This is a genomic window from Aminobacter sp. MET-1 (assembly GCF_026521175.1).
GTDB lineage: Bacteria > Pseudomonadota > Alphaproteobacteria > Rhizobiales > Rhizobiaceae > Aminobacter.
Map to the genome: position 1 here is coordinate 367,754 of NZ_JAMSHL010000001.1, position 23,514 is coordinate 391,267.

Annotated in this window: 23 protein-coding genes and 1 tRNA gene; 9 read left to right on the top strand and 15 right to left on the bottom strand. The window is 64.4% G+C overall.

Going from position 1 to position 23,514, the window contains the following annotated elements:
* Positions 1 to 35: 35 nt before the first annotated feature.
* The 6 genes from NDO48_RS01850 to NDO48_RS01875 form a co-directional block, all read right to left on the bottom strand.
* Positions 36 to 1,376 carry a virulence factor family protein gene (locus tag NDO48_RS01850; RefSeq protein WP_267320763.1) on the bottom strand — a complete coding sequence of 447 codons (1,341 nt, stop codon included), beginning with the start codon at positions 1,374 to 1,376 and terminating at the stop codon, positions 36 to 38.
* Positions 1,373 to 3,988 carry a bifunctional lysylphosphatidylglycerol flippase/synthetase MprF gene (gene mprF / locus NDO48_RS01855; protein ID WP_267320764.1) on the bottom strand — a complete coding sequence of 872 codons (2,616 nt, stop codon included), beginning with the start codon at positions 3,986 to 3,988 and terminating at the stop codon, positions 1,373 to 1,375. The genes NDO48_RS01850 and mprF overlap by 4 nt, the downstream gene beginning before the upstream one ends.
* A 329-nt stretch (positions 3,989 to 4,317) precedes the next feature.
* A complete protein-coding gene (locus NDO48_RS01860; RefSeq protein WP_416377171.1) occupies positions 4,318 to 5,514 on the bottom strand; it encodes a trypsin-like peptidase domain-containing protein in 1,197 nt (398 codons plus the stop codon).
* Between the two features lie 90 nt (positions 5,515 to 5,604).
* Entirely contained in the window at positions 5,605 to 5,865 is a 261-nt protein-coding gene (locus NDO48_RS01865; protein ID WP_267320765.1) for a DUF1344 domain-containing protein, read from the bottom strand.
* Between the two features lie 263 nt (positions 5,866 to 6,128).
* A tRNA-Arg gene (locus NDO48_RS01870) sits at positions 6,129 to 6,205 on the bottom strand.
* Between the two features lie 164 nt (positions 6,206 to 6,369).
* Positions 6,370 to 7,533, bottom strand: coding sequence for a M20 aminoacylase family protein (locus tag NDO48_RS01875; RefSeq protein WP_018429732.1), 1,164 nt, complete (start codon positions 7,531 to 7,533; stop codon positions 6,370 to 6,372).
* A 211-nt stretch (positions 7,534 to 7,744) separates the two neighbouring features.
* Here NDO48_RS01875 and NDO48_RS01880 point away from each other — a divergent pair, with 211 nt between their 5' ends.
* Positions 7,745 to 8,905: a D-alanyl-D-alanine carboxypeptidase family protein gene (locus tag NDO48_RS01880; protein WP_018429731.1), complete on the top strand. Its 1,161-nt coding sequence runs from the start codon at positions 7,745 to 7,747 to the stop codon at positions 8,903 to 8,905.
* A complete protein-coding gene (locus NDO48_RS01885) occupies positions 8,902 to 10,059 on the top strand; it encodes a CobW family GTP-binding protein (RefSeq protein WP_040456349.1) in 1,158 nt (385 codons plus the stop codon). The genes NDO48_RS01880 and NDO48_RS01885 overlap by 4 nt, the downstream gene beginning before the upstream one ends.
* 21 nt (positions 10,060 to 10,080) lie before the next feature.
* Here the strand turns inward: NDO48_RS01885 and NDO48_RS01890 are convergent, their stop codons facing one another.
* The 5 genes from NDO48_RS01890 to NDO48_RS01910 all read right to left on the bottom strand — a co-directional run bounded on the left by NDO48_RS01890 (position 10,081) and on the right by NDO48_RS01910 (position 13,918).
* Entirely contained in the window at positions 10,081 to 10,314 is a 234-nt protein-coding gene (locus NDO48_RS01890; protein ID WP_026227561.1) for a sulfurtransferase TusA family protein, read from the bottom strand.
* Between the two features lie 5 nt (positions 10,315 to 10,319).
* A complete protein-coding gene (locus NDO48_RS01895; RefSeq protein WP_018429728.1) occupies positions 10,320 to 11,585 on the bottom strand; it encodes a L,D-transpeptidase family protein in 1,266 nt (421 codons plus the stop codon).
* A 219-nt stretch (positions 11,586 to 11,804) separates the two neighbouring features.
* Positions 11,805 to 12,755 (bottom strand): acetyl-CoA carboxylase carboxyltransferase subunit alpha, encoded by a 951-nt coding sequence (locus NDO48_RS01900; RefSeq protein WP_018429727.1) that lies wholly within the window; start codon positions 12,753 to 12,755, stop codon positions 11,805 to 11,807.
* Between the two features lie 99 nt (positions 12,756 to 12,854).
* The gene (locus tag NDO48_RS01905) at positions 12,855 to 13,772 is read right to left on the bottom strand and encodes a site-specific tyrosine recombinase XerD (RefSeq protein ID WP_018429726.1); all 918 of its coding nucleotides are present in this window, start codon (positions 13,770 to 13,772) and stop codon (positions 12,855 to 12,857) included.
* Positions 13,769 to 13,918, bottom strand: a complete 150-nt coding sequence (locus tag NDO48_RS01910) for a hypothetical protein (protein ID WP_018429725.1) — start codon at positions 13,916 to 13,918, stop codon at positions 13,769 to 13,771. Before NDO48_RS01910 ends, NDO48_RS01905 begins: the two co-directional genes overlap by 4 nt.
* A 148-nt stretch (positions 13,919 to 14,066) precedes the next feature.
* Here NDO48_RS01910 and NDO48_RS01915 point away from each other — a divergent pair, with 148 nt between their 5' ends.
* From NDO48_RS01915 to NDO48_RS01925, 3 genes are read left to right on the top strand one after another with little or no spacing between them, the layout of a single operon-like run.
* The gene (locus NDO48_RS01915) at positions 14,067 to 14,690 is read left to right on the top strand and encodes a shikimate kinase (protein ID WP_018429724.1); all 624 of its coding nucleotides are present in this window, start codon (positions 14,067 to 14,069) and stop codon (positions 14,688 to 14,690) included.
* Positions 14,687 to 15,802, top strand: coding sequence for a 3-dehydroquinate synthase (gene aroB / locus NDO48_RS01920; RefSeq protein ID WP_018429723.1), 1,116 nt, complete (start codon positions 14,687 to 14,689; stop codon positions 15,800 to 15,802). Before NDO48_RS01915 ends, aroB begins: the two co-directional genes overlap by 4 nt.
* Positions 15,799 to 16,719 (top strand): HlyC/CorC family transporter, encoded by a 921-nt coding sequence (locus NDO48_RS01925; protein WP_018429722.1) that lies wholly within the window; start codon positions 15,799 to 15,801, stop codon positions 16,717 to 16,719. The genes aroB and NDO48_RS01925 overlap by 4 nt, the downstream gene beginning before the upstream one ends.
* Here NDO48_RS01925 and NDO48_RS01930 read toward each other — a convergent pair.
* The 4 genes from NDO48_RS01930 to NDO48_RS01945 all read right to left on the bottom strand — a co-directional run bounded on the left by NDO48_RS01930 (position 16,664) and on the right by NDO48_RS01945 (position 18,624).
* On the bottom strand, positions 16,664 to 17,365 hold the full coding sequence (locus NDO48_RS01930) for an aquaporin (protein ID WP_267320766.1): 702 nt from the start codon (positions 17,363 to 17,365) through the stop codon (positions 16,664 to 16,666). The genes NDO48_RS01925 and NDO48_RS01930 overlap by 56 nt on opposite strands.
* Before the next feature lie 11 nt (positions 17,366 to 17,376).
* Entirely contained in the window at positions 17,377 to 17,907 is a 531-nt protein-coding gene (locus NDO48_RS01935) for an arsenate reductase ArsC (protein ID WP_018429720.1), read from the bottom strand.
* Positions 17,908 to 17,913: 6 nt separating this feature from the next.
* Complete coding sequence (locus tag NDO48_RS01940; RefSeq protein ID WP_018429719.1) at positions 17,914 to 18,258, bottom strand: ArsR/SmtB family transcription factor; 345 nt, start codon at positions 18,256 to 18,258, stop codon at positions 17,914 to 17,916.
* A gap of 63 nt (positions 18,259 to 18,321) precedes the next feature.
* Positions 18,322 to 18,624: a BolA family protein gene (locus tag NDO48_RS01945; protein ID WP_018429718.1), complete on the bottom strand. Its 303-nt coding sequence runs from the start codon at positions 18,622 to 18,624 to the stop codon at positions 18,322 to 18,324.
* A gap of 145 nt (positions 18,625 to 18,769) precedes the next feature.
* Between NDO48_RS01945 and NDO48_RS01950 the strand changes: the two genes are divergently transcribed.
* From NDO48_RS01950 to NDO48_RS01965, 4 genes are all read left to right on the top strand, one after another.
* Entirely contained in the window at positions 18,770 to 19,387 is a 618-nt protein-coding gene (locus NDO48_RS01950) for a J domain-containing protein (RefSeq protein WP_018429717.1), read from the top strand.
* Between the two features lie 116 nt (positions 19,388 to 19,503).
* Positions 19,504 to 20,490 carry a cobaltochelatase subunit CobS gene (gene cobS / locus NDO48_RS01955; protein ID WP_018429716.1) on the top strand — a complete coding sequence of 329 codons (987 nt, stop codon included), beginning with the start codon at positions 19,504 to 19,506 and terminating at the stop codon, positions 20,488 to 20,490.
* 12 nt (positions 20,491 to 20,502) lie between these two features.
* Positions 20,503 to 22,401, top strand: a complete 1,899-nt coding sequence (gene cobT / locus NDO48_RS01960) for a cobaltochelatase subunit CobT (protein WP_018429715.1) — start codon at positions 20,503 to 20,505, stop codon at positions 22,399 to 22,401.
* Entirely contained in the window at positions 22,398 to 23,417 is a 1,020-nt protein-coding gene (locus tag NDO48_RS01965; protein ID WP_018429714.1) for an esterase-like activity of phytase family protein, read from the top strand. The genes cobT and NDO48_RS01965 overlap by 4 nt, the downstream gene beginning before the upstream one ends.
* Positions 23,418 to 23,514: the final 97 nt, after the last annotated feature.

A 23,514-nucleotide genomic window follows, 5' to 3' on the forward strand; every position in this document is an offset into this window, starting at 1 on the left:
CGGCCGGCATTGCGGGCCGCCCGGTTCTCCTGGCGTTAGTTCGCTGCCTTCAGCTGGTCGAGCATCTTCTGGCCCAGCGCTTCGTAGTCGCCGTCGAAATGATGCCCGCCGGTCGTCTTGATCTTGGCGAGGTTGGCGAGCGAGGGGCTGAGGCAGGCGCTGTCGTCTTCTTCTTCGCCATAGATGCACAGCACCTGCTTGGCCGGCAGCTTGGCAATTGCAGCAGGGATGTCATAGCCGCTGTCGTCGATGCCGAGCCAGCCGGAGATGGTGACCTGGAACGACGTCGTCTGTCCCGGCGCCATCAGGCCGATGACCTTGGTGCGCTTCTGCAGGTCCGGTGGCAGCAACGGATAAGCGAAAGGCAGCGTGTCGGCGCCGAAGGAATAGCCGATCAGCATGACCGGCAGCTTCTTCGTCGGGTCGGCGCGCTCCAGCATCTTCGTCACATCGCGCGCCAGTTCTTCCGGCGTGCGCTTGGCCCAGAAATAATGCAGGGCGTCGAGACCGACGACATGGACACCCTTGCCCGACAGCCACTCGCCGATGGTCTTGTCGAGGTCGCGCCAGCCGCCATCGCCCGATACCAGCACTGCGACCGCCTCGGGCGACTTGCCCGCCGGCAGGTCGACGGCCGGAAGATCGCCGAAGGGCTTGTTGGTGGTGGCGAGTTCACCGAGCGCATCGACAATCTGCTGGGCCGTATCCGTGCTGTCGAGCGCTGCGAACGAGATGCCCTGCGCACCCTTTGCTTCGCCCTGGACGGCGTCCAGCGACTTCTCCTCGACGAACAGATAGGCAGGGTCGGGCAGGGGGCTGTCGAAGCCGTAGCTGAACGCGGAGCCGTCGGCCGTCTTCGTGGCGGTCGCACCGGGACAGAACGGCTCTTTCAGCGTCAACCGGTTGACAAAGCCCGAAGCAATGGCGCCGCCGAGCGTGTTGACCGGCGCGTCGGCCAGCGCGGCATAAGCGAAGGTTGCCCCTTCGCCAGAGCCGGCAATGACAGGCGGCAGATACGTCTGGATGCCGAGCTGGCGCTGGGCTGTCTGGGCGAGGTCGGTCAGTTCACCCACGACATAGAGGCACTGACCGGTGTCGGCATCAAGCTGCGCTGCGTATTTGGCGAAGTCGACTGATAGCACGACATTGCCCTGGTCGCGCATGGCCTTGACGATGACATCGTCCGCCGGCCTCCAGCCTTTGCGGTCCGAGAGGTAGATCACCAGGCCCTTGGCGTCGCCGTCAGGTGCTGTGACAGGCACGTCGACGAGGCGGCTCGCCGTGACTGTCTGCGCCTTAGGCTGACTGTCCTGGGCCGATGCCAAAGCCGGCGAAAGGCACGAAATCATGGTCGTGAGCAAAACCAGCCGCTTCATCTTTTGAGGATCCTTATGGGGCTTCCCGAAATCAGATTGGTCACGTCGATCAGCACCTGCGGAATGGCAAGTCCGTTGGGGCAGGCGAGATATTGCGGTGTCCACACCGGCTCGAACTTCTGCTTGAAGGTGCGCAGCCCTTCGAAGTTATAGAATTCGTCGGCCCGCCGGTAGACGAAGGTGCCGAGCCTGTTCCAGGTCGAGGCGAGCGGGTGGTCGGCGAGGCCCGCCAGCGGGGCAGCACCCAGGTTGAACCAGCTGTAGCCCTCCGACTTTCCGTAAAGCAGCAGCCTTGCAAACAGCGCGTCCATCAGGATCTTGGAGACGCCATGGCGGTAGCGCATCAGGTCGATCGACAATTCGTTCTTGTCGCCGCTGCGCCAGAGATTGGCGAAGGCGACGATGGCGCCGTCCTTCTTGAGCACAGCGCAGTCGAATTCGGCGAGATATTCCGGATCGAAGCGGCCGAGCGAAAAGCCCTTTTCGCGGCCGGCCTTGGTGCCCAGCCAGGCGTCGGACACGGCTTGCAATTCGTCCATCTCGCCGGGGACTTCAGCCTTTGGGATGATCGAGAATTCCAGTCCCTCGCGGGTGGCGCGCTTGTCGGCATACCGGAAGTCCTGCCGCGAGGCGCCTTCGAGCGAGAAGGTCGTGAGGTCGACGCGCGCGACCTCGCCGATCTTCAGGATGGCCAGGCCGAGGTCGAGGCAGGTGGTCAGATAGGTCGGCGAGATCGAATAGAAGACGGGGCGGGCGCCGGTGCGGTCGGCGCGTTCGGCAAACTGCCATATCAGGCCCTTGGCGGCTTCCGCGTCGCCGACAGGATCGCCCATGGTGATCCAGCTCCGGCCGGCGACACCATACATCAGGAAGGCGTCGTCATCGGGAGCGACCAGGAACTTCTTGTCGCCCAAAAGTGCGACATTGCCAGTGGTGTGCGAGGTGGTCTCGAGCACGTCGCGCACGGCATCGGGAATATCGGTTGTTCCGTGAACCGCGACATGCGGCCGGTTGACCAGCGCGTCGACGGCGATAGCGGCCGCCACGATCGTCAGCGCCAGCGTGGCGCGCAGGAAGCGCGAGGCGTCGCCATTCCAGGCGAAGTCCCACCACAGGCTGGCGGCGTAGTCGACATGGCGATAGGCAAGCATGCCGACCAGCGTCAGCGAGCCCAAGACGATGACGATCAGCGCCAGCCAGGTCGGCGTCGGCCGGAAGGAGCGCCAGTCGCCCTTGCGGTAGAAAACTTTTGGATAAGCGAGCAGGATGCCGGCGACGAACAGCAGGATCGAGGCTTCTTCCCAGTCGATGCCCTTGAGCAGGGAGAAGACAGCACCTGCAACCAGAAGCGCGATCGATGCGACGCGGGCCAGCGCTATGCGGCGATAGAGGCCGCGCGCCAGGATGATGAGCAGCAGGCCGACAAGGCTTGCGGCAAGGTGCGAGGCTTCGGCAAAGGGCAGCGGCACGACGTCGCTCAGCGAGTCGATGCGGTTGTCGACGGCAGGCAGGTTGCCGGAGAGCAGCAGCACGACGCCGCCGAGGAAGACGAGTGCCGCCGCTACCGGTGCAACGATGCGCCTGCTCAGCGCCACCGCCCCACCCGACAGCGCCTTGACGCCATGGCGGGCGCGATAGACCTCTAGGCCGACAAGGGCCAGGCCAGCGCAGGCGAGCGGGATCACGTAATAGATCAGCCGGAACGCGACGAGCGCGGCAATGACATCGGGCCTTGTGCCGGCGCCGAGCCCGACGAGCATGGTCGCCTCGATGATGCCGATGCCGCCGGGGGCATGGCTGATGATGCCGGCAGTGATCGCCGCCACGAACAACAGCAGGAAGACCGCAAATCCCGGCGCGATATCGGGCGGCAGCAGCACGTAGAGCACTGCTGCCGCGGCGCCGATGTCGACGACGCCGATCAAAATCTGGGCCGCGGCGCTCCTGGCCGACGGCAAAGGCAGGCGCCAGCTTAGAAGCGTGACCTGCCTGGGGGCCATGGCGAGCCAGGCGAGGGTTCCGGCAAGGGCCAGCAGTATGGCGAGGCCGATGAGGCGGTCCGTCGCCGGTGAAATGGCCTTGAGGAAGGGCAGGCCGACAGGGTCGATCAGAAGGGCAATGCCAAGAACGGCAATGATGCCCGACGTGAAGGTCAGGAAGGAGACGCCGACGATACGGCCGACATCGGCGGCGTCGAGGCCGGCACTTTGGTAGATGCGGTAGCGTACTGGGCCGCCGACAAAGACATGGAAGCCGATCGCGTTGGAAATGCTGTAACCGACTAGGCCGGCAAAGGCCGCCAGCGACAGCGGTACGCGCCCGGGTGCGACGCGATGGACGGCCATGACGTCATAGAGCGACATGGCGACGAAGCTGATCAGGGTCAGGCCGACGGCCTGGGCGATTATCGTGGGATCGCTGGCCCGCAGCGCCTGCCTGATTTCGCTGAGATGGACAGCGCCGCTGATCTGATGCACGACCACAAGGGCGAGCACGACCAGTGCCGCGCCGATCACCGGCCCCAGCACCCGGGGCTCGAGAAGCTTCGCGATCAGCTCCTCGGCCCTGCCTTTGCGGAGCGGGGCTTCGCTTGCTGCAGCTGCCTCCGACATCTTCGGCGACTCCATTCGCATATTCGATCACGCCTGGGGTCGCTGCGCGGCGGCGCCTAAGCTTTTGTTTTTTCGAAGGTCGTGAACCTCGGCGTCGCTCGACGCGTCCGGTCGCCCCGATTTCGCGGTCACTCATGACGCCAGATTCCGGCAATGCTGCGGCAGCGAAGGCGCCGAAACCGCCTCAACGCAAATTTTGGTTAGCGGTGTTTTGACGCGGCAGGAGCACTGCTGTGGTCATCTGGATTTCAGGCCGAAATGCAGTTTCGGCGGCGCGGGCTTTCGCCGACGCCGCCGTTGATACGAGCTGGAAGGATATGCCTGATACGTCAGCCGGCGCCGTCGGGCGCAAGGTTGTTGCTCGCCTTGACCATGATCTTGTGGTCGGACGGGCCGCTACCGACCGAGATCGGCAGATCGACCTGCTTTCCGCCCCGCAGCAATACGATGTGCGTTGCGGTGCCCGGACGCGTGTCGGCCACCAGACGCGTCAGATCGCGTGGTGACTGCACCGGCGATCCGCCGAAACTGACCACGACATCGCCTGGCTTGACCCCGGCATGCGCCGCCGGTGCCCCTGCCGTCACCTTGGCGACGAGCGCGCCTGTGGGGGCGTCTGTGCCCGCCGGTGCTGTGTTGTCGCTGGCGTCGCCGATCGTCAGCCCGACATAGCCGTGCTGGATCGAGCCGTCGTGGATCAGTCTGTCGACGACGCTCTGCGCCTCGCTCGACGGAATGGCGAAGCCGACGCCGACACTGCCGCCATTGGGTGAGTAGATGGCCGTGTTGATGCCGACGACCTTACCTGAGACATCGACCAGCGGGCCGCCCGAATTGCCGTGATTGATCGGCGCATCGATCTGGATGAAGTCGTCATAAGGACCGCTGTGCAGGTCGCGGCCCCGCGCCGAGACGATGCCGGCGGTCACGGTCGTGCCTATACCGAAGGGGTTGCCCATCGCCAGGATGCTGTCGCCGGCCCTGAGCGTGGACGAATCGCCCCAGTTCACCGTGGGCAGGTTGCTGCCTGCGTCGATCTTGAGCACGGCGAGATCCGTCTTGGTGTCGCTGCCGAGCAGCTTCGCCTTGAAGGAGCGGCCGTCGTCGAGCGTCACCTTGATCGCGCTGGCCCCGTCGATGACGTGATTGTTGGTGACGACTATACCGTTGGCGGCAACCACGAAACCGGAGCCGAGCGAGGCCTTGACCACCTCGCGGCCCCTGCTGGGCGCTGCTCCGCCCTGAGGCGCGCCTTCGCCAAAGAACTGCCGGAAGAATTCGTCGTCCGGCGATCCGGGCGCGAGCTTCGAAGACGGAGCCTTGACCCGTTGCAGGGTGGCTGTGGTCACGGTGACCACGGCCGGCTTGTCGACTGCGACGATGTCGGCATAGGAGCGCAGCGATGGTGTGCTCGTCGGGAACTGTCCGTTCTGGGCAAAGCCGCCGTAGATGGCTGTAGTCGCGGCGATGGTGGCGCCGGCCAATGCGACAAGGCCGGTCTTCTTGAGGTTTGATGCGTTTGGCATGGCTATGCCTCGCTTTTCGTGCAGGCTGCCTTCGTCGAACCGCCCGGCGCCGTCAGGCCGCCGCGCAAGCTTTCGCCGGTTGGCCGCTGTTCAGGGCGACATCAGGATGACGCGCTTCGCGACGACGACGCCGTTCTCCACCGCCCAGGACAGCCTGACCCATTGCCCGACCTTGACGCCCGGATCCCTGAAAGCCGGCGGCAGCGCATAGGCCACGCCATTGTCGAGGACGAGCAGGTGGGATCTGGCATCGAAGGTCCTGACTTCGCCGGTGGTGTCCTGCGCGGCAAAGGCGCAAGGTACCGCGGCGAATGTGGCTGCGGAGGCGATACCCATGGCAAGGATCCGCATCGTCTCGTCTCTCGAATGCGTCGGTCTGACGCTGCCAAAAGCTGTCCGGAGGCGTCGTGTCACGACCGACTTGCAGCCGCCGGCGCTTCCCAGCTCCTGAACCAATTTTTACCGGAGCGTCGACCAAGGCTCAAATTAAGGAAAAATAATTGTTACGGCGCTTGAACAAGCCGCATTTGCGACGGGTACGGGCCGAATTGTGGCGAAAGCCGCAAATCTCGCCACGATCCGGCATTTCGGTCGGTTGACGGGAATCCTGAAAGTGGTGATCCCGACAGGAATCGAACCTGTGACCTACAGATTAGGAATCTGCCGCTCTATCCTACTGAGCTACGGGACCACTCGGCTGCACACATAACGGCTTCCGGCGGATTCGCCAACGGTTTTTGCGGGGGTGGCCATGTTCGGCGCGATCCCGCAACGATGCGGCTGGCGGTTGTCGCCAGCCGTGGCCTGGCTGCCGGGAGATCAGGCGGCCAAGGCCGCCTTTCTCCGGTCGCCTGATCAGGCCGCCAAGGCGGTTTCGGCCAGGCGCACCCAATAGCTCACGCCATGCGGAATGACCTCGTCGTTGAAGTCGTAGGCAGGGTGGTGGAGGTTGGCGCTGTCGCCATTGCCGATGAAGATGAAGGCGCCGGGGCGCGCTTCCAGCATGTAGGAGAAGTCCTCGCCGCCCATCAGCGGCTGGATCTCGCGATGCACCTGCGGCTCGCCTGCGATGGTGGCGGCGACGTCGCCGGCAAACACCGTCTCTGCCAGATGATTGAAGGTCACGGGGTAGTTGGCGTCGTAGTCGAGCTCGACCTCGGTACCTGTGGCCTCGGCCACACCTCGGCAGATGGCCGCCATGCGTTCCTGGGCGAGCTTTGCGACTTCCTTCTTCAGCGTGCGCACCGTGCCGGCCAGCACCGCATGTTCGGGAATGACGTTGTAGGCCGAGCCCGCGTTAAACTTGGTCACTGAAACGACGATGGCCTCGGCCGGGTCGGTCGAGCGCGAGGCAATCGTCTGCAGCGCCGTCACCAGCTGGCTGCCGGCGACGATCGGATCGATGGCGCGGTGCGGCAGCGCGGCATGGCCGCCCTTGCCCTTGACGGTGATGGTGAATTCGGCGGTCGCGGCCATGATCGCGCCCGGACGGATGGCGAACTGGCCGACCGGCAGGCTCGGCATGTTGTGCATGCCGAATACCTTGTCGATGGCAAAGCGTTCCATCATGCCGTCCTTGACCATCTCGTTGCCACCGCCGCCGCCTTCTTCGGCCGGCTGGAAGATGACGGCCACGGAGCCCGCGAAATTGCGCGTCTCGGCGAGGTATTTGGCAGCACCCAGAAGCATTGCCGTGTGGCCGTCATGGCCGCAGGCGTGCATCTTGCCAGGCACGGTGGAGGCGTAGGGCTTGCCGGTGATCTCCTCGATCGGCAGCGCGTCCATGTCGGCGCGCAGGCCGATGGTGCCGCCGGCGCCGAGATTGCCCTTGATGACGCCGACCACGCCGGTCTTGCCGAGGCCGGTGACGATCTCGTCGCAGCCGAACTCCTTGAGCTTGTTCTTGACGAAGTCGGCCGTCTCGAAGACGTCGAAATTCAGTTCCGGCTTCTGGTGCAGGTGACGGCGCCAGCCGGCGATTTCTTCCTGCATTTCGGCGGCTCGGTTCAGGATCGGCATGGTAACTCTCGACTTCCTGTTGGGGACCGCGATGTCCCGGATTCGCAATTGTGATCGCGCAAGCTCTGCCATCTTGGCGTCACATAGGTTATCTAGCAGCGGCGGCGATGCCGTGGCCATGTGTTTTGAACCGGCCAGCGCGTCGCCATCCCGGTTTACGGAAATCTTATGGACGGCCGGCTATGATCGGCAAGAGGCGATTTCGGATTTGATGATGAAGAACAGGTTCGTCAGAAGCACGCTCATCGGTTTTGCGGCGGTGGCCGCACTGGGCACTGCCCCTGCCTTTGCCAATCCGGAGATGCTTTTCGACGTCAATTCCGGCGCCGTCATCGAGCACAAGGATGCCTTCATGCGCTGGCATCCGGCGTCGCTGACCAAGCTGATGACTGCCTACACCACATTCCGCGCGATCCAGGCGGGCGAACTCGCGCTCAACTCGCCGATCAAGATCAGCAAGCGGGCAGCTGCCTTCCCGCCGGCGAAGATGGGTTACAAGCCCGGCTCGGTGCTGACCCTCGACAACGCACTCAAGATCATCATGGTCAAGTCGGCCAACGACGTCGCCGCCGCCATCGGCGAAAATGTCGGTGGCACGACGGAGGCCTTTGCGGCACGCATGAATGTCGAGGCCCAGCGCCTGGGCATGAGCGGCAGCCACTGGGTCAACGCCAACGGGCTGCACGATCCGGACCAGTACACCACCGCCCGCGACCTCGCGATCCTGGTCAGGGCGATCCGTCTCGAATATCCGCAATATGCCTCCTATTTCGATATCGAGGGCATCATCGCCGGCAAGGCCAAGCTCAAGAACTTCAACCCGCTGGTCGGCCGCTTCCCCGGTACCGACGGCATGAAGACGGGTTTTGTCTGCGAGTCGGGCTTCAATCTGATCGCGTCGGCCACCCGCGACGGCAGGACGCTTGCAGCCGTCGTGCTCGGTGCGACGTCGCCCAACGACCGCGCCGAAGAGGCGGCCAAGCTCTTGCAAAGCGGTTTTGGCCGCACCGGCAGCTCGGTCAGCGTGACCGGGCTCGCGCCCTATGGCGACATGCGCGACATGCCGACCAGCATGCGCGACGAGGTGTGCTCGCCCAAGGCCAAGCACGCTGCCTCCGATGGTCCGGCTCCGACCGAAGCCGGGGCAGGCGAAGAGAAGTCCGAAGAGAAGGTCTCGATCATTCCCGAGATGACGCGTCCGCGCAGCTGGGTGACCGTCAGCCTCGGCGGCGCCAACGGCCCGGTGCCGCGCGCCATGATGGGCCGCGACGAGGTCGAATATGCCGACGTGCCGCTGCCGACCTGGCGGCCGGACATGCCGGCTCCCGCCGGTGCCGTGCCCGTCGCCCAGGGATCGAAGGCGCGCTCGTGAGCCCCCAAGCCTCATTCCCGATCCCGGTGTCGGTGCTGACCGGCTTCCTCGGTGCCGGCAAGACGACACTGCTCAACCGACTGCTCAAGGATCCGGCGCTTACCGACACGGCCGTGATCATCAACGAGTTCGGCGACGTCGCCATCGACCACCTGCTGGTCGAGAAGGCATCCGATGGCGTCATCGAGCTGTCCGACGGCTGCCTGTGCTGCACGGTGCGCGGCGAACTGGTGGATACGCTGGCCGATCTGGTCGACCGACTGCAGACCGGCCGCATCCAGCGGCTGGCGCGGGTCGTCATCGAGACCACCGGTCTTGCCGACCCGGTGCCGGTGTTGCAGTCGATCATGGGCCATCCGGCACTGGTGCATGCCTTCAGGCTCGATGGTGTCGTTACCGTCGTAGACGCGGTCAATGGTCGTGCCACGCTCGACGCCCATGTCGAGGCGGTGAAGCAGGTGGCGGTCGCCGACCGTATCGTGCTGACCAAATCCGACCTGGTCGACGATCCGGCCTGGACGGAGACGCTTCTGGGCCGGCTGCGCCATATCAATCCCGGCGCCGAGATCAGGGCGGCGGGCGAGGGCGCGGTGGCGCAGCTCATCCAATGCGGGCTTTACGATCCCGCGACCAAGACCGCCGATGTCAGGCGCTGGCTGGGCGAAGCGGCCGCGCACGATCATCATCACCATCATGGCGGCAATCACGACCTCCACGATCACGATCATGGGCACAACCACGCGCATGACTGCGGTCACGGACATGACCATGGTCATGGACATCACGACGCCCGCATCGGCTCGTTCACGTTGGTGCATGGCGGCGCACTGCCGTTCTCGACGGTCGAGATGTTCCTCGACCTGCTGTTGTCGACACAGGGCGACAAGCTCCTGCGTATCAAGGGCATCGTCGAACTGGCCGAGGATCCATCGCGGCCGCTGGTGATCCATGGCGTCCAGAAGATGCTCCACCCGCCGGCGCGACTGCCATCATGGCCGGATGCGGTGCGCGGAACACGGCTGGTGCTGATCGGCATCGACCTGCCGCGCGACTATGTCGAGCGCCTGTTCGCCGCCTTCGTCAACAAGCCGGCGATCGACACGCCTGATCGCGAGGCGATGGAAAACAACCCGCTGGCGATTGCCGGGCGGTAGCGTCCAGAAAGTCAGTTGATATCAGCCGGTGCGTTCCACCAGGAAGCGGTGGCCGCCGTCGACAGCCATGGTCTCGACCAGCCTGTGGCCGGCATCCTGACAAAAGGCCGGAATGTCGATGACCGCGAGCGGATCGGTGGTCTCGAGCCACAGCCTGCTGCCGGCCGCCATGTCTGCCAGGCGCCGCTTGGCCTTCAGCACTGGCAGGGGGCAATTGAGCCCCCTGAGGTCGTAGATTTCGGTGGTTTCGCTCACGCGGATCAGCTGCCGAACAGGTTGAGCAGCTTCTTCTTCAGCTTGGCCGTCGTGCCCGGCTCTTCGACCGGGGCCGCCTGCGCTGCCTGGGCAGGGGCTTCGGTAACAGGGGCCGGTGCGGGTGCCGCGGCGGCTGCGATCGCCTGCTGCTGGGCGGCGATCTTGGCTGCTTTGGCGGCGGCCGCGGCAGCAAGCTTTTCTTCTGCGGCCTTCTTCTTTGCGGCTTCTTCAGCCTCGAGTGCCGCCATGCGGCGACCCTCGGCCGAATCGATGCGGCCCATGCGCGTTGTCGTCTGCACGACAGTACCGTCCTGGGCCATGGCAGGCGGATCCATGGTCACACGCTCGCCGCGGGCGCGGCGCTTGGTCCAGTCGGACACCAGATTGGCTTCCTTGATGCCGGCAATCGTCGGCTTCGGCGCTTCGCCGCCAGTGGCGCTGGCAAAAGCGCTGTCATACTGGCTCTTGTAGGACTGGTAGGCCGTCATCAGCGGTTGCGGCTGGGTCGTGGCCGGGCAGGCGCCGGTCGGGTTGAAGCTCGCACCAGCCTCCGCAACACGGTTGAAAACGTAGCGCTTTTCGCAGACGTCGACCTTCGGCGGCACCTTGGTGATTTCGAAGTGGTCGTAACCTTCCTTCAGCATGGTCCAGAACTGGTAGTTCGGGTCGTTGCGATAACGCGCCATGTTGGCGGCGTTCATGCGGAACGGATACGACTGCACCTGGAACTCGGTCTGGCCACCCTTGAACGCGTCGCGGGCGAAAGCATAGATCTCCTCGATCTGGGCATCGGTCATCGAGAAGCAGCCCGATGACGAACAGGCGCCGTGAACCATCAGGTTCGAGCCGGTGCGGCCGTTGGCGCGATCATATGTGTTGGGATAGCCGATGTTGAAGGCGAGGTGATAGCTGGAGTTCGGGTTCATCTGCCCCGGACGAACGGTGTAGAACCCCTCCGGCGACTGGCGGTCACCCTCGGTATATTTCGGGCCGAGCTTGCCGGACATCTTGCAGATGTCGTAGCTGGCGATGATGTCGTAGCGGCCGTTGGTCTTCTGCTTCCAGACCTCGAGCTTGCCTTCTTCCTTGAACACGCGCGCCAGCACGGGCGAGCTCTTGTCCATGCCCTTGGCCTTCATTTCGGCAAGGATCTTGGGCGACAGCTGCCGGTTGGCGTGCTGCGGCACGAAGTCGTTGACAGAAGATTCCGAGCAGCCGGCGACTGCGAAGGCGGCAATCAGCAATCCGGCGCGTGCGATATTGGCGATCATCGGTACTAAAGTCGTCTCTTTGCGGCCGTGGCGCATCGCTGCCCAGGCCGGGCCCGTCCTGATACTGCTTCGACCTTAAGGTCGTTAACCTTGAGAATTCCTTACCGCAAGATTGCTTGCGATCCCACGCGCGCAAAATCACGGCAAGTTCATTGAACTTGGCGAGGCGGCGATTTTGTGGCGAAAAGGTGCCCGGCTGCAAAGACTGCAGCCGCGCAATCAGAGGCTGCGGCCGATCGACAGGTATTTTTCGCGGCGCTGCTCGCGGAAGTCGATGCCGGAGCCGGCGAAATCCTTGAGGGTCTTGGCGATCAGGTCGCCGGTCGCCGAAATCACCGCATCGGCATTGCGATGGGCGCCGCCCAGCGGCTCGTCGATGATCTGGTCGATGATTTTGAGACTCAGGAGATCCTGCGCGGTGATCTTCATGTTGGTGGCAGCATCCTTGGAGCGCGTCGTGTCGCGCCACAGGATCGAGGCTGCACCTTCCGGCGAAATCACCGAGTAGATCGCATGCTCCAGCATGAACACCCGGTTGGCGGTGGCAATGGCGATCGCGCCGCCCGAACCGCCTTCGCCGATGACGATCGCAATCGACGGGACTTTGAGGCCAAGGCAGGCGGAGGTGGAACGGGCAATGGCTTCGGCCTGGCCACGCTCCTCGGCGCCGACGCCCGGATAGGCGCCCGCAGTGTCGACAAGCATGACGACGGGGATTTTGAAGCGGTCGGCCATTTCCATCAGGCGCACGGCCTTGCGGTAGCCTTCGGGGCGGACCGAGCCGAAATTATGCTTGAGGCGGCTCTTGGTATCGGAGCCCTTCTCCTGGCCGAGCACCAGCACCGGCTCGCCACGGAAGCGGGCGAAGCCGCCGACCATGGCTGCGTCCTCGCCGAAATTGCGGTCGCCGGCAAGCGTGGTGAAATCGGTGAACAGGCCTTTGACATAGTCGAGGCAGTGTGGGCGATCAGGGTGGCGCGCCACCTGGACCTTCTGCCACGGCGTCAGCGCTTTGTAGGCATCGCGCAGCGCGTCGCGGGAGCGCTTCTCGAGCCGCTTGATCTCTTCGCCGACATCGACCGCCTCGCCGCTCTCGGAGAGCTTCTTGAGCTCGAGGATCTTGCCTTCGAGGTCGGCGACCGGTTTTTCGAAATCGAGGTAATTGTACATTGGCGAGCGGACTACCACGCTTGAAAAATTGAGGCACCGGGGGCCGAAGAAAGTGGCACCGCGCCAGTGGAACGTGGCACTCACATAGCGATATGGGCACTAATCGGCAAGCGGGTGATGCTCGTTGACCAGTTTCAGCAGCCGTTCTTCCAGAACATGCGTGTAGATCTGGGTGGTCGAAATGTCGGAATGTCCGAGCAATTGCTGCACCGCCCGGAGGTCCGCCCCGTTCTGCAGGAGGTGGCTGGCAAAGGCGTGCCGCAGCACGTGCGGCGATATCTTGGCAGCCGAAATCCCGGCGCGGGCGGCAAGGCCCTTGAGGTCGCGGGCAAAGACCTGGCGGGGCAGATGGCCGCTCTCCGACGAGGCCGGAAACAGGAAGGGGCTGTCGACCAGTCTTGGGTTGGCATTGCGCTGGTGCAGCCAACGCCGCATCGCCTCACGCGCCTTGGCCGAAAGCGGCACCATGCGTTCCTTGTCGCCCTTGCCGCGCACGACGAAAAAGCGCTCGTCGCGCAATGCCACCGTCAGCGGCAGGCTGACCAGTTCGGAAACACGCAAACCCGTGGCGTAGAGCACTTCGACAAGCGCATGCAGGCGCGCAGCCGCCATGCCATCGGTGCCGTTGGCCTCGGGATTGCCGGCTTCGCTGGCAGCGCGGTCGAGCAGCCGGCCGGTCTCGTCTTCGCTCATGGTCTTCGGCAGCGCCCGTTCCTTCCGGGGGCTGTCGACGATGCCGGTGGGGTCGTCGCCGCGCAGGCCCTCGGCATAGAGGAAGCGGAAGAACTGGCGCAGCGCCGAAAGCTTGCGCGCCTGCGAGGTGGTGGCGAAGCCTCGGCCTGCCAGATTGTCGAGATAGTCGCGGATCCCCGAAGCGTCGGCGTTGGCCAGCCTGCCGCCCAGATGCGCGGAGGCATCTTCCAGATCACGCCGATAGCTGGCCAGCGTGTTGTCGGCGGCGCCGCGCTCGGCCGCCATCATTTCGAGGAAGGCCTCGATGCGCGCGCCCGATTTCATTTCTTCGGATTGAGCTTCTCGGGCGGGATGCGGACCGAGATTTCCGACTTCTTCGGCTCCACGAACATCACCAGCGCAAACATGGCGCCGTAGACGATGCCCGCCAGGACTGCGAGCGTTACAAGGAACCGGAAAAGTGTCGGCATCGATGTGTTCGCCCGTCTTACCCAGTCAAGGTCTTAATGAGTCGTGTGCCCTTATGGGACGCCGTTCGTGCCATTTCAAGGGCAGGGGCGGCGCATGCGCTTGACGCAACGGGGCTTTTCATGTCGAAACGCCGACGAAAGGGAACCCATGACACCCGACGCGCCAAATACATCGCCCGAGTGCTCCAGCGCTGCGCTGCTCGACCGGCTCGGTACCCGCTCGATCGTCTTTGTCGGGCTGATGGGGGCAGGCAAGACGGCCATCGGCCGCAAGGTCGCCCAGGTGCTCGGCCTCGGTTTCATCGACAGCGACCACGAGATCGAGGCCGTGTCGCGGATGACCATCCCCGAACTGTTCGAGCGCTACGGCGAGGCTGAATTCCGGGCGCTCGAGCAGCGCGTCATCGGGCGTGTGCTGGAGGGCGGGCCGCAGGTTCTGTCGACAGGTGGCGGCGCCTTCATGAACGCACAGACGAGGGGCGCAATCGCTGCCAACGGCGTCTCGGTCTGGCTCAAGGCCGAACTCGACCTGTTGATGGAGCGCGTCTCCAAGAAGCAGAACCGGCCGCTGTTGCAGAATGCCGACCCGCGCGCCGTGCTCGCCAAGCTGATGGACGAACGCTACCCGGTCTATGCGCTGGCCGACCTCACAGTGCCGACGCGCGACGATCGCAAGGAGGCGATTGCCAGCGAGGTGATCGAGGCGCTGTGCAACCATCTTGGTGTGCCCGGCCGCATACACGTTTCGGAAGGCTCGGAGGATCACGAATGACAGACATCGTCACAGTCGAAGTCGGGCTTGGCGACCGCGCCTATGACATCCTGATCGGTCCGGGGCTGATCGCGCGCGGCGCGGACCTGATCCAGCAACGCCTGCCAAAGGCGCGCTGCGCCATTGTCACCGACGAGAACGTCGCTGCCGCCCACCTCGCGCCCTTGGTCGAAAGCCTCACCGCTGCCGGCAACCCGCCTGCAGTCATCAAGCTTCCGGCCGGTGAAAAGACCAAAAGCTTCGATTCGCTCGAGAAAGTGGTCGACGACATCATCGCCGCCCGTCTTGAACGCGGCGACGCGGTGATAGCACTCGGCGGCGGCGTCATCGGCGATCTGACCGGCTTCGCCGCCGGCATCGTGCGCCGCGGCATGAATTTCGTGCAGATGCCGACCTCGCTGCTCGCCCAGGTCGATTCTTCCGTCGGCGGCAAGACAGGCATCAACAGCCCGCGCGGCAAGAACCTGATCGGCGTGTTCCACCAGCCCAAGCTGGTGCTGGCCGACACCTCTGCCCTCGACACGCTGCCTGTGCGCGAGTTCCGCGCCGGCTATGCCGAAGTTGCCAAATACGGTCTCATCGACCGCCCCGATTTCTTCGCCTGGCTGGAAAAGAACTGGCAGGACGTGTTTGCTGGCGGCCCCGCCCGCACCGAGGCTATCGCCCAGTCCTGCCGCGCCAAGGCCGATGTGGTTGCCCGCGACGAGTTCGAGACCGGTGACCGCGCACTGCTCAATCTCGGCCATACCTTCGGCCATGCGCTCGAGGCCGCCACCGCCTATGACGGCGCTCGCCTGGTGCATGGCGAGGGAGTCGCCATCGGCATGGCGCTGGCGCACCGCTTCTCGGCCCGGCTCAATCTCGCCAGCCCCGACGATGCGGCGCGTCTCGAAGCGCATCTGCGTGAGGTCGGCCTGCCGTGGCGCATGTCGGACATTCCCGGCGACCTGCCCGACGCCGAGGCGCTGTTCAACTACATCACCCAGGACAAGAAGGTGTCGCGCGGCGCGCTGACCTTCATCCTGACGCGCGGCATCGGCCAGTCCTTCATCGCCAAGGACGTGCCGGCTTCCGAAGTGCTGTCTTTCCTCAAGGAGAACCGTCAGGGATGATTGCGGCCGGCTGGATCGTCGCGGCGGTTTTGGCAGGGATCATCCTTGCCTTCCTGGCGTTTCGCGACCAGTTGCTTGCCGCACTCGGCTTCGAACTGACGGCGGTCGTGCCGCAGCGCTCGGCGCATGACGAGCTGCGCGGCACGATGAACGAACTTCATCGCGAGGGGCAGGTGGTGAAGCAGGATCGCGACCAGGTCGGCGGTCTGCTCGACCTGCACGAACTCGAAGTCTCCGACGTCATGGTCCATCGCACCAACATGCGGCTGATCAACGCCGACATGGCGCCGGAGGCGCTGCTGCGCGAAATGCTGCAGAGCCCCTACACGCGCTTGCCGCTGTGGCGCGGCACCACCGACAACATCGTCGGCGTCATCCATGCGAAGGACCTGCTGCGCGCCCTCAACGAGGTCGAGGGCGACTATGCCCGGGTCGACCTGGTCAAGGTGGCGTCCAAGCCGTGGTTCGTGCCCGACACCACGACGCTGCAGGACCAGCTCAACGCCTTTCTGCGCCGCAAGCAGCACTTTGCCATCGTTGTCGACGAGTATGGCGAGGTCGAGGGGCTGGTGACGCTCGAAGACATCATCGAGGAGATCGTCGGCGAGATCGCCGACGAACACGACATCGACATCCAGGGCGTCAAGCAGGAAGCCGATGGCTCGGTGGTGGTCGACGGCTCGGTGCCGATCCGCGACCTCAATCGTGCGCTCGACTGGAGCCTGCCCGATGACGAGGCCACCACCATCGCCGGCCTCGTCATCCACGAAGCCCAGTCGATCCCCGAGGAAAAGCAGGCCTTCACCTTTCACGGCAAGCGCTTCATCGTCATGAAGCGCGACAAGAACCGCCTGACGCGAATCAGGATCCGGCCGGTTTTGGCGGTGGAGCCGGTCGCGCAGCGCAAGCAGGGCTGACCCCCGGCCACAGTGCTTTCCCGGTCAGCACTGCCGCAAAGGCGCCAACCATTTGCGCTACAATGAACGTTGGTACGTCGGTGGGCGCGATGCCGGCAAAGGTATCGGTCAGACTGCGTGCGATGGTCACCGCCGGATTGGCAAAAGACGTCGACGAAGTGAACCAGTAGGCTGCCAGAACGTACAAACCAACGGCAAGGGGCGTCGATTTCGGGGCTCGCGCTATGCAGCCGAAAATGGTGAGCAGGAGACCGAAGGTGGCTATGGCTTCTCCGAGCCACTGGCCGGGACCTGTCCGGCCAGTTGTCGACAGCTGCAGCATGGGCTGTTCGAACATCATATGAGCGGCGATCACTCCGAGGACCGCGCCGACAAGTTGTGCTGCGACGTACGGGCCGAGCGCCGTCCATGCGAGGCGCCGCTCCAGCGCCATTGTCAGGCTGACCGCCGGGTTGAGATGGGCGCCCGACACCGGCCCCAGCACGGTGATCAGGACGACGAGAATGGCTCCGGTGGCGACTGCGTTGCAGAGCAATGCAAGCGCTGCGCTCCCGCCTGACAATTGCACTGCCGCGATCCCCGATCCGACGACGGTCGCAAGCAGGAATGCCATTCCAAGCGTCTCGGCCAGGAGCCGGCGCAGCATTGGCCCGCTTTTCACCTTGCCGTGCCGCCGGCCTTGCCGGTCGCGCCGTCCATTCTTCCTATCTCTTCGAGATGGGAAGCCAGTGCCATGCGGTCGAGGCTTGCGATCGGCAGGGCAATGAAGGCCTGGATGCGGTTGCGCATGTATTTGAAGGCAGTGACGAAGGCTGCCTCCTTTTCGATGTCAGTGCCTTCGACATGGCTCGGGTCCTCGATACCCCAGTGGGCATTGGCCGGGTGGCCGAGCCACACAGGGCAGGCTTCACCGGCTGCGTCGTCGCAGACTGTGAAGATGAAATCCATCTGCGTCGCGCCTTCGGCGGCGAACTCGTCCCAGGTCTTCGACCTGAAGCCGTCGGATGGGTAGCCGTAGCTTGCGAGCACCTTCAGGGCGAACGGATTGACCGCGCCCTTGGGCTGGCTGCCGGCGGAGAAGGCGTTGAAGCCGGGAGCACCGTCCTTGCGCAGGATACCCTCGGCAAGGATCGAACGGGCGCTGTTGCCCGTGCACAGGAAGAGCACGTTGAAAGGCCTGTGGGTCATGGGGTCTCACTTCGACGGAATGCAGCAGGGGGTTGGTTCGGCAAGCAGGGGCGCGCAGGCTTCCGGCCTGCCGCCGCAACAATCATCGAGCAGGAAGGCGAGCACGCCACGCAATGCCGGCAGGTCGGGGCGATAGACGATGGAGCGGCCGTTGCGCTCGCTTCTGGCAAGGCCGGCTCGGGCCAGTACGGCGAGGTGGGCTGACAGCGTGTTCTGCGGAACGGCAAGCCGGCGCGCCAGTTCGCCGGCGGCGATGCCCCCGGGCTCGGCCGCCGCCAGTTGGCGGAAGGCCTCGAGCCGCGTCGGCTGGGCCAGCGCGGCCAGCGCGTCTATCGTCGTGTTTGCATCCATATATCCAGATTGATGGATATATGTGACGGGCGGATGACAGGTGCCTGTCGGCCCGTCAGAAGCCTACCAGCGGGTTGCTTCGCCCGGGGCCGCCGGCTCGATGGCCAGCGCATGCAGGCCGGCCTTCAGCTCCGCCGAGAGCGCGTCGTTGACGGCGCGGTGGCGGTCGATGCGGCTCATGCCGGCGAATGCAGGTGAAACGATGCGGATGCGGAAATGGGTCTCGCCGGAGCCGTCGAAGGTAGCATGATGGCCGCCGTCGACATGGTGATGGCCGGCATGCAGGTGGCTCTCATTGATGACCGCAAGGCGCTCGGGCGAAAACGCCTTGTTGAGCTTGTCTTCGATGGACGTCTGTATGGACATCGGGCTCACCTTTCACCACATGTGTCTTTGCCGCCACCAATCACAGCCTTCGGGCACAATTGGGCCGCAAATCAGGGGTTAGGGCGATCATCCTGGAAATGTCAATTCTTGTTTCGCCGCTCGATACGGCGGTAAATGTCATCAGATGAAGACGAACTCGAAATATTTCGACAAGATCCGCGTCCGTCCCGATCCGGAAGCGGAGGTGAAGTCGCGCGCGCCGATCTGCCAGTGGGATGGCTGCAAGGAGGCGGGCACCCACCGCGCGCCCGTGGGCCGCATGAGGGAGGGCGAGTATTTCCAGTTCTGCTTCGACCATGTGCGCGAGTACAACAAGGGCTTCAATTATTTCTCCGGGCTCGCCGACGGCGACATCGCGCGCTTCCAGAAGGAAGCGTTGACCGGGCATCGCCCGACCTGGACCATCGGTTCCAACGGCTCTGCCACAGCCCGCTCGGCACCGGACTTTGCCCAGCAGCGCTCGGGCCGCGCCGGCTACTACAATCGCATGCGCGACCCCCACAACGTGTTCGGCACAGGGGCCGGGACGCCGCGCCAGCGCAAGGCAAAGCCGCTGGAGGCCAAGGCGCTGGATACGCTGGGGCTCGATTCCAGGGCCACCGGAGCCGACATCAAGGCGCGCTACAAGGAACTGGTGAAACGCCACCACCCCGACGCCAATGGCGGTGATCGCGGGTCGGAGGACCGCTTCAGGGACGTGCTCCAGGCCTATCGCGTGCTCAAGCAAGCGGGATTGTGTTGAGCCAGCCGCGGTCGCGGCCTTTTTCCAACTTTCCTCTGGCTGGAAAAGGCTTTAAGACCGCCCCCGAAGAAAAATTCGATTGCCAGCGTAGCTGAGGCTTCGCGCGTGGAGACGTCATGAACAAGGTCGATCGCGACATTGCCAACCTGCCTGACACGACGGTGTCGGTGAAAGAAGCCTTCGGGTTCGATTCGAAGATGGTCGTACCGGCCTATTCGACCGCCGGCGAGCATGTGCCAGACGTCGATCCCGACTATCTGTTCGACAAGGCCACCACGATGGCCATCCTCGCGGGCTTTGCCTACAACCGCCGCGTCATGGTGTCGGGCTACCACGGCACCGGCAAGTCGACCCACATCGAACAGGTCGCTGCCCGCCTTAACTGGCCCTGCGTTCGCGTCAACCTCGACAGCCATGTCAGCCGTATCGACCTCGTCGGCAAGGACGCCATCGTCGTCAAGGAAGGCATGCAGGTCACCGAATTCCGCGACGGCATCCTGCCCTGGGCCTATCAGCACAATGTCGCGCTGGTGTTCGACGAATACGACGCCGGCCGCCCCGACGTGATGTTCGTCATTCAGCGCGTGCTCGAATCGTCGGGGCGACTGACCCTGCTCGACCAGAGCCGCGTCATCCGTCCGCACCCGGCCTTCCGCCTGTTCGCCACCGCCAACACGGTCGGCCTCGGTGACACCACCGGTCTCTATCACGGCACCCAGCAGATCAACCAGGCGCAGATGGACCGCTGGTCGATCGTGACGACGCTGAACTATCTGCCGCACGACAACGAAGTGAACATCGTCGTCGCCAAGGCCAAGCACTATCGCGACGCCAAGGGCAAGGAGATCGTCAACAAGATGGTCCGCGTTGCCGATATGACGCGTTCGGCCTTCGTCAATGGCGATCTGTCGACGGTCATGAGCCCGCGTACCGTCATTACCTGGGCCGAAAACGCCGAGATATTCGGCGACGTCGGTATGGCCTTCCGCCTGACCTTCCTCAACAAGTGCGACGAGCTCGAACGCTCGGTCGTGGCGGAATTCTATCAGCGTGCCTTCGGCGAGGACCTGCCGGAGTCCTCCGCCAACGTCGTGCTGGGATAAGAACGGGCTCAAATGGCGGGGCCGGGCGACAACACGCGCAACAAATCCAAGACGGGCTCTGAGGCGGACAGCTTCAAGCGCGCGATGACAGTGTGCATGCGCGCGATCTCAGGCGACAACGAGTTCGAGGTGGCGTTCGCCAAGGAGCGGCCGGCACTCGCCGGCAACCGTGCCCGCCTGCCCGAACTGCCGAAGAAGGCCACCGCCTTCGACATCGCCGTCACCCGCGGCCTCGGCGATTCCATGGCGCTGAAGCGCGCCTGCCACGACAATCGCATCCACGCCAAGCTGGCGCCCGAGGGCAAGCAGGCTCGCGCCGTCTATGACGCGGTCGAGCAGGCTCGCGTCGAGGCGATTGGCAGCCGCGCCATGGCCGGCGTTGCCGAAAACATCTCGACGATGCTCGAGGACAAATACGCCAAGGCCAATCTCGCCGAGGTGACCGAGCAGTCGGAAGCGCCGCTCGAAGAAGCGCTGGCACTGATCGTACGCGAGAAGCTGACCGGCCGCCCGGTGCCCAAGAGCGGCCAGCGCATGGTCGAGCTCTGGCGCAAGTGGGTCGAAGACAAGGCCGGCGCCGATCTCGACCATCTGGCCGGCAATCTGAGCGACCAGCAAGCCTTTGCCCGCGTCGTGCGTGAGATGCTGGCATCGCTCGAAATGGCCGAGGAACTGGGCGACGACCAGGAAACCGAGGACAACGAGGACCAGGACGACGACCAGCCCGAGGGCGAGGAGCAGAGCGAGGAGGGCGGCGAGGACGATTCCGGCTCCGACCAGTCGCAGTCCGACGAGGCCGAGGCTTCCGCCGACGAGGATCCTTCCGGCGAGATGGAGGCGTCCGACGCCACCGCCGAGGACATGGCCGACGATGACGATACGGATTCCGAGACGCCGGGCGAAGCCCGCCGCCAGGACAATCCCTTCGCCAACCTGCCCAAGGAAATCGACTACAAGGTCTTCACCACCGCCTTCGACGAGACGGTTGGTGCGGAAGAGCTGTGCGACGAAGACGAGCTCGACCGTCTGCGCGCCTTCCTCGACAAGCAGCTCGCCAATCTGCAGGGTGTGGTCGGCCGTCTGGCCAACCGCCTGCAGCGCCGCCTGATGGCGCAGCAGAACCGCTCCTGGGACTTCGACCTGGAAGAGGGCTATCTCGATCCGGCCCGCCTCGTGCGCGTCGTCATCGATCCGATGCAGCCGCTGTCGTTCAAGCAGGAGCGCGACACCAAGTTCCGCGACACGGTCGTCACGCTGGTGCTCGACAATTCCGGCTCGATGCGCGGTCGCCCGATCACGGTTGCCGCCACCTGCGCCGACATCCTGGCGCGGACGCTGGAGCGCTGCGGCGTCTCGGTCGAGATCCTCGGCTTCACCACGCGTGCGTGGAAGGGCGGGCAGGCACGCGAGAAGTGGCTGAAGGACGGCAAGCCGCCAAACCCCGGCCGCCTCAATGACCTGCGCCACATCATCTACAAGAGCGCCGATGCGCCATGGCGGCGTTCGCGGCGCAATCTCGGCCTGATGATGCGCGAAGGCCTGCTCAAGGAAAACATCGACGGCGAGGCACTGTTGTGGGCGCACCAGCGCCTGATCGCCCGGCCCGAGCAGCGCAAGATCCTGATGATGATCTCGGATGGTGCGCCGGTCGACGATTCGACACTGTCGGTGAACCCGGGCAACTATCTGGAGCGCCATCTGCGCGCCGTCATCGACTTGATCGAGACGCGCTCGCCGGTCGAGCTGCTTGCCATCGGCATCGGCCACGACGTGACGCGCTATTATCGCCGCGCCGTCACCATCGTCGACGCCGAGGAACTGGCCGGTGCTATGACCGAACAGCTTGCCTCGCTGTTCGACGAGGTCAGCGCGCGCGACACGCGCCGTGGCGGCTTCCGGCGCGCCGGATGATCCTTGCGGTCACCCGGCTGCGACAACTGGCATTGGCTGCGGTGGCAGCACTTGCGCTGTCGGCGTCGCTGACGGCATCTTCCGTTGCCGAAAGCCCGCCCGTCGAGCAGATCGAGATATCCGCCCGGCCTATCACCAAATTCCACATCGGCCGTGATGAGACGATGTTCGGCCCACTCGAATTCGTCGGCGGGCTCGAACTCACCTCTTCATCGCGCAATCTTGGCGCCTTGTCCGCCTTTCGCTTCCTCAAGCCGGGCAGTGATTTCATCGGCGTCGCCGACACCGGCTTCTGGTTCTTCGGCACGGTCGAGCGTGATGCTGCGATGCGACCCACGGCTATCGCGAATTTCCGCATGGAGCAGATGGTCGACGCCTCGGGCAATTTCATCCAGAAGAAATGGCTGGCCGACGCCGAGAGCCTCGCCGTCAGGGATGGCATAGCCACTGTCGGCTTCGAAGGTGCCCATCGCGTCGCCCAGTTCCGCATCGAGCCGGGCAACATGAAGGCGGCGTTCCGCGAACTCGACTTCCTCGTGCCGCGCAATGAGCTGCGCATGAACCGCGGCTTCGAGACGGTGGCTTATTCTCCCCAGAAGGGCAGCCTCGTCGTGGTTTCCGAAAAGAGCCTCGACAAGGCGGGCAACATCTTCGCAGCCGTGCTCGAAGGGCCCGACAAGGGCGTCTTCACCGTCCGCCGCGCCGGCGACTTCGACATCACCGACGGCGCCTTCCTGCCCGATGGCGACCTGTTGCTGCTCGAACGCAGCTTCTCCATGGCCTCCGGCGTGAAGATGCGGCTCCGGCGCATCGGCTCGGAAACCATCGCCAAGGGCAAGGTCGCCGACGGCCCCGTGCTGTTCGAGGCCAACATGGCTTACCAGATCGACAACATGGAAGGTCTCGACGTCTGGCAGCGCCCTGACGGGGCCCAGATGGTGTCGATCATCTCCGACGACAACCACTCGATCCTGCAGCGCAATCTCTACCTGGAATTCATCCTGCACGGGGATTGAGTTTTTCCGATTACAGCCCCGGTGCGGGACGCTACCTATACCCAAGTCTTGACCTCTCCCACAAATGGGAAGGGGGGCAATCCCGGCCGCACAGGCC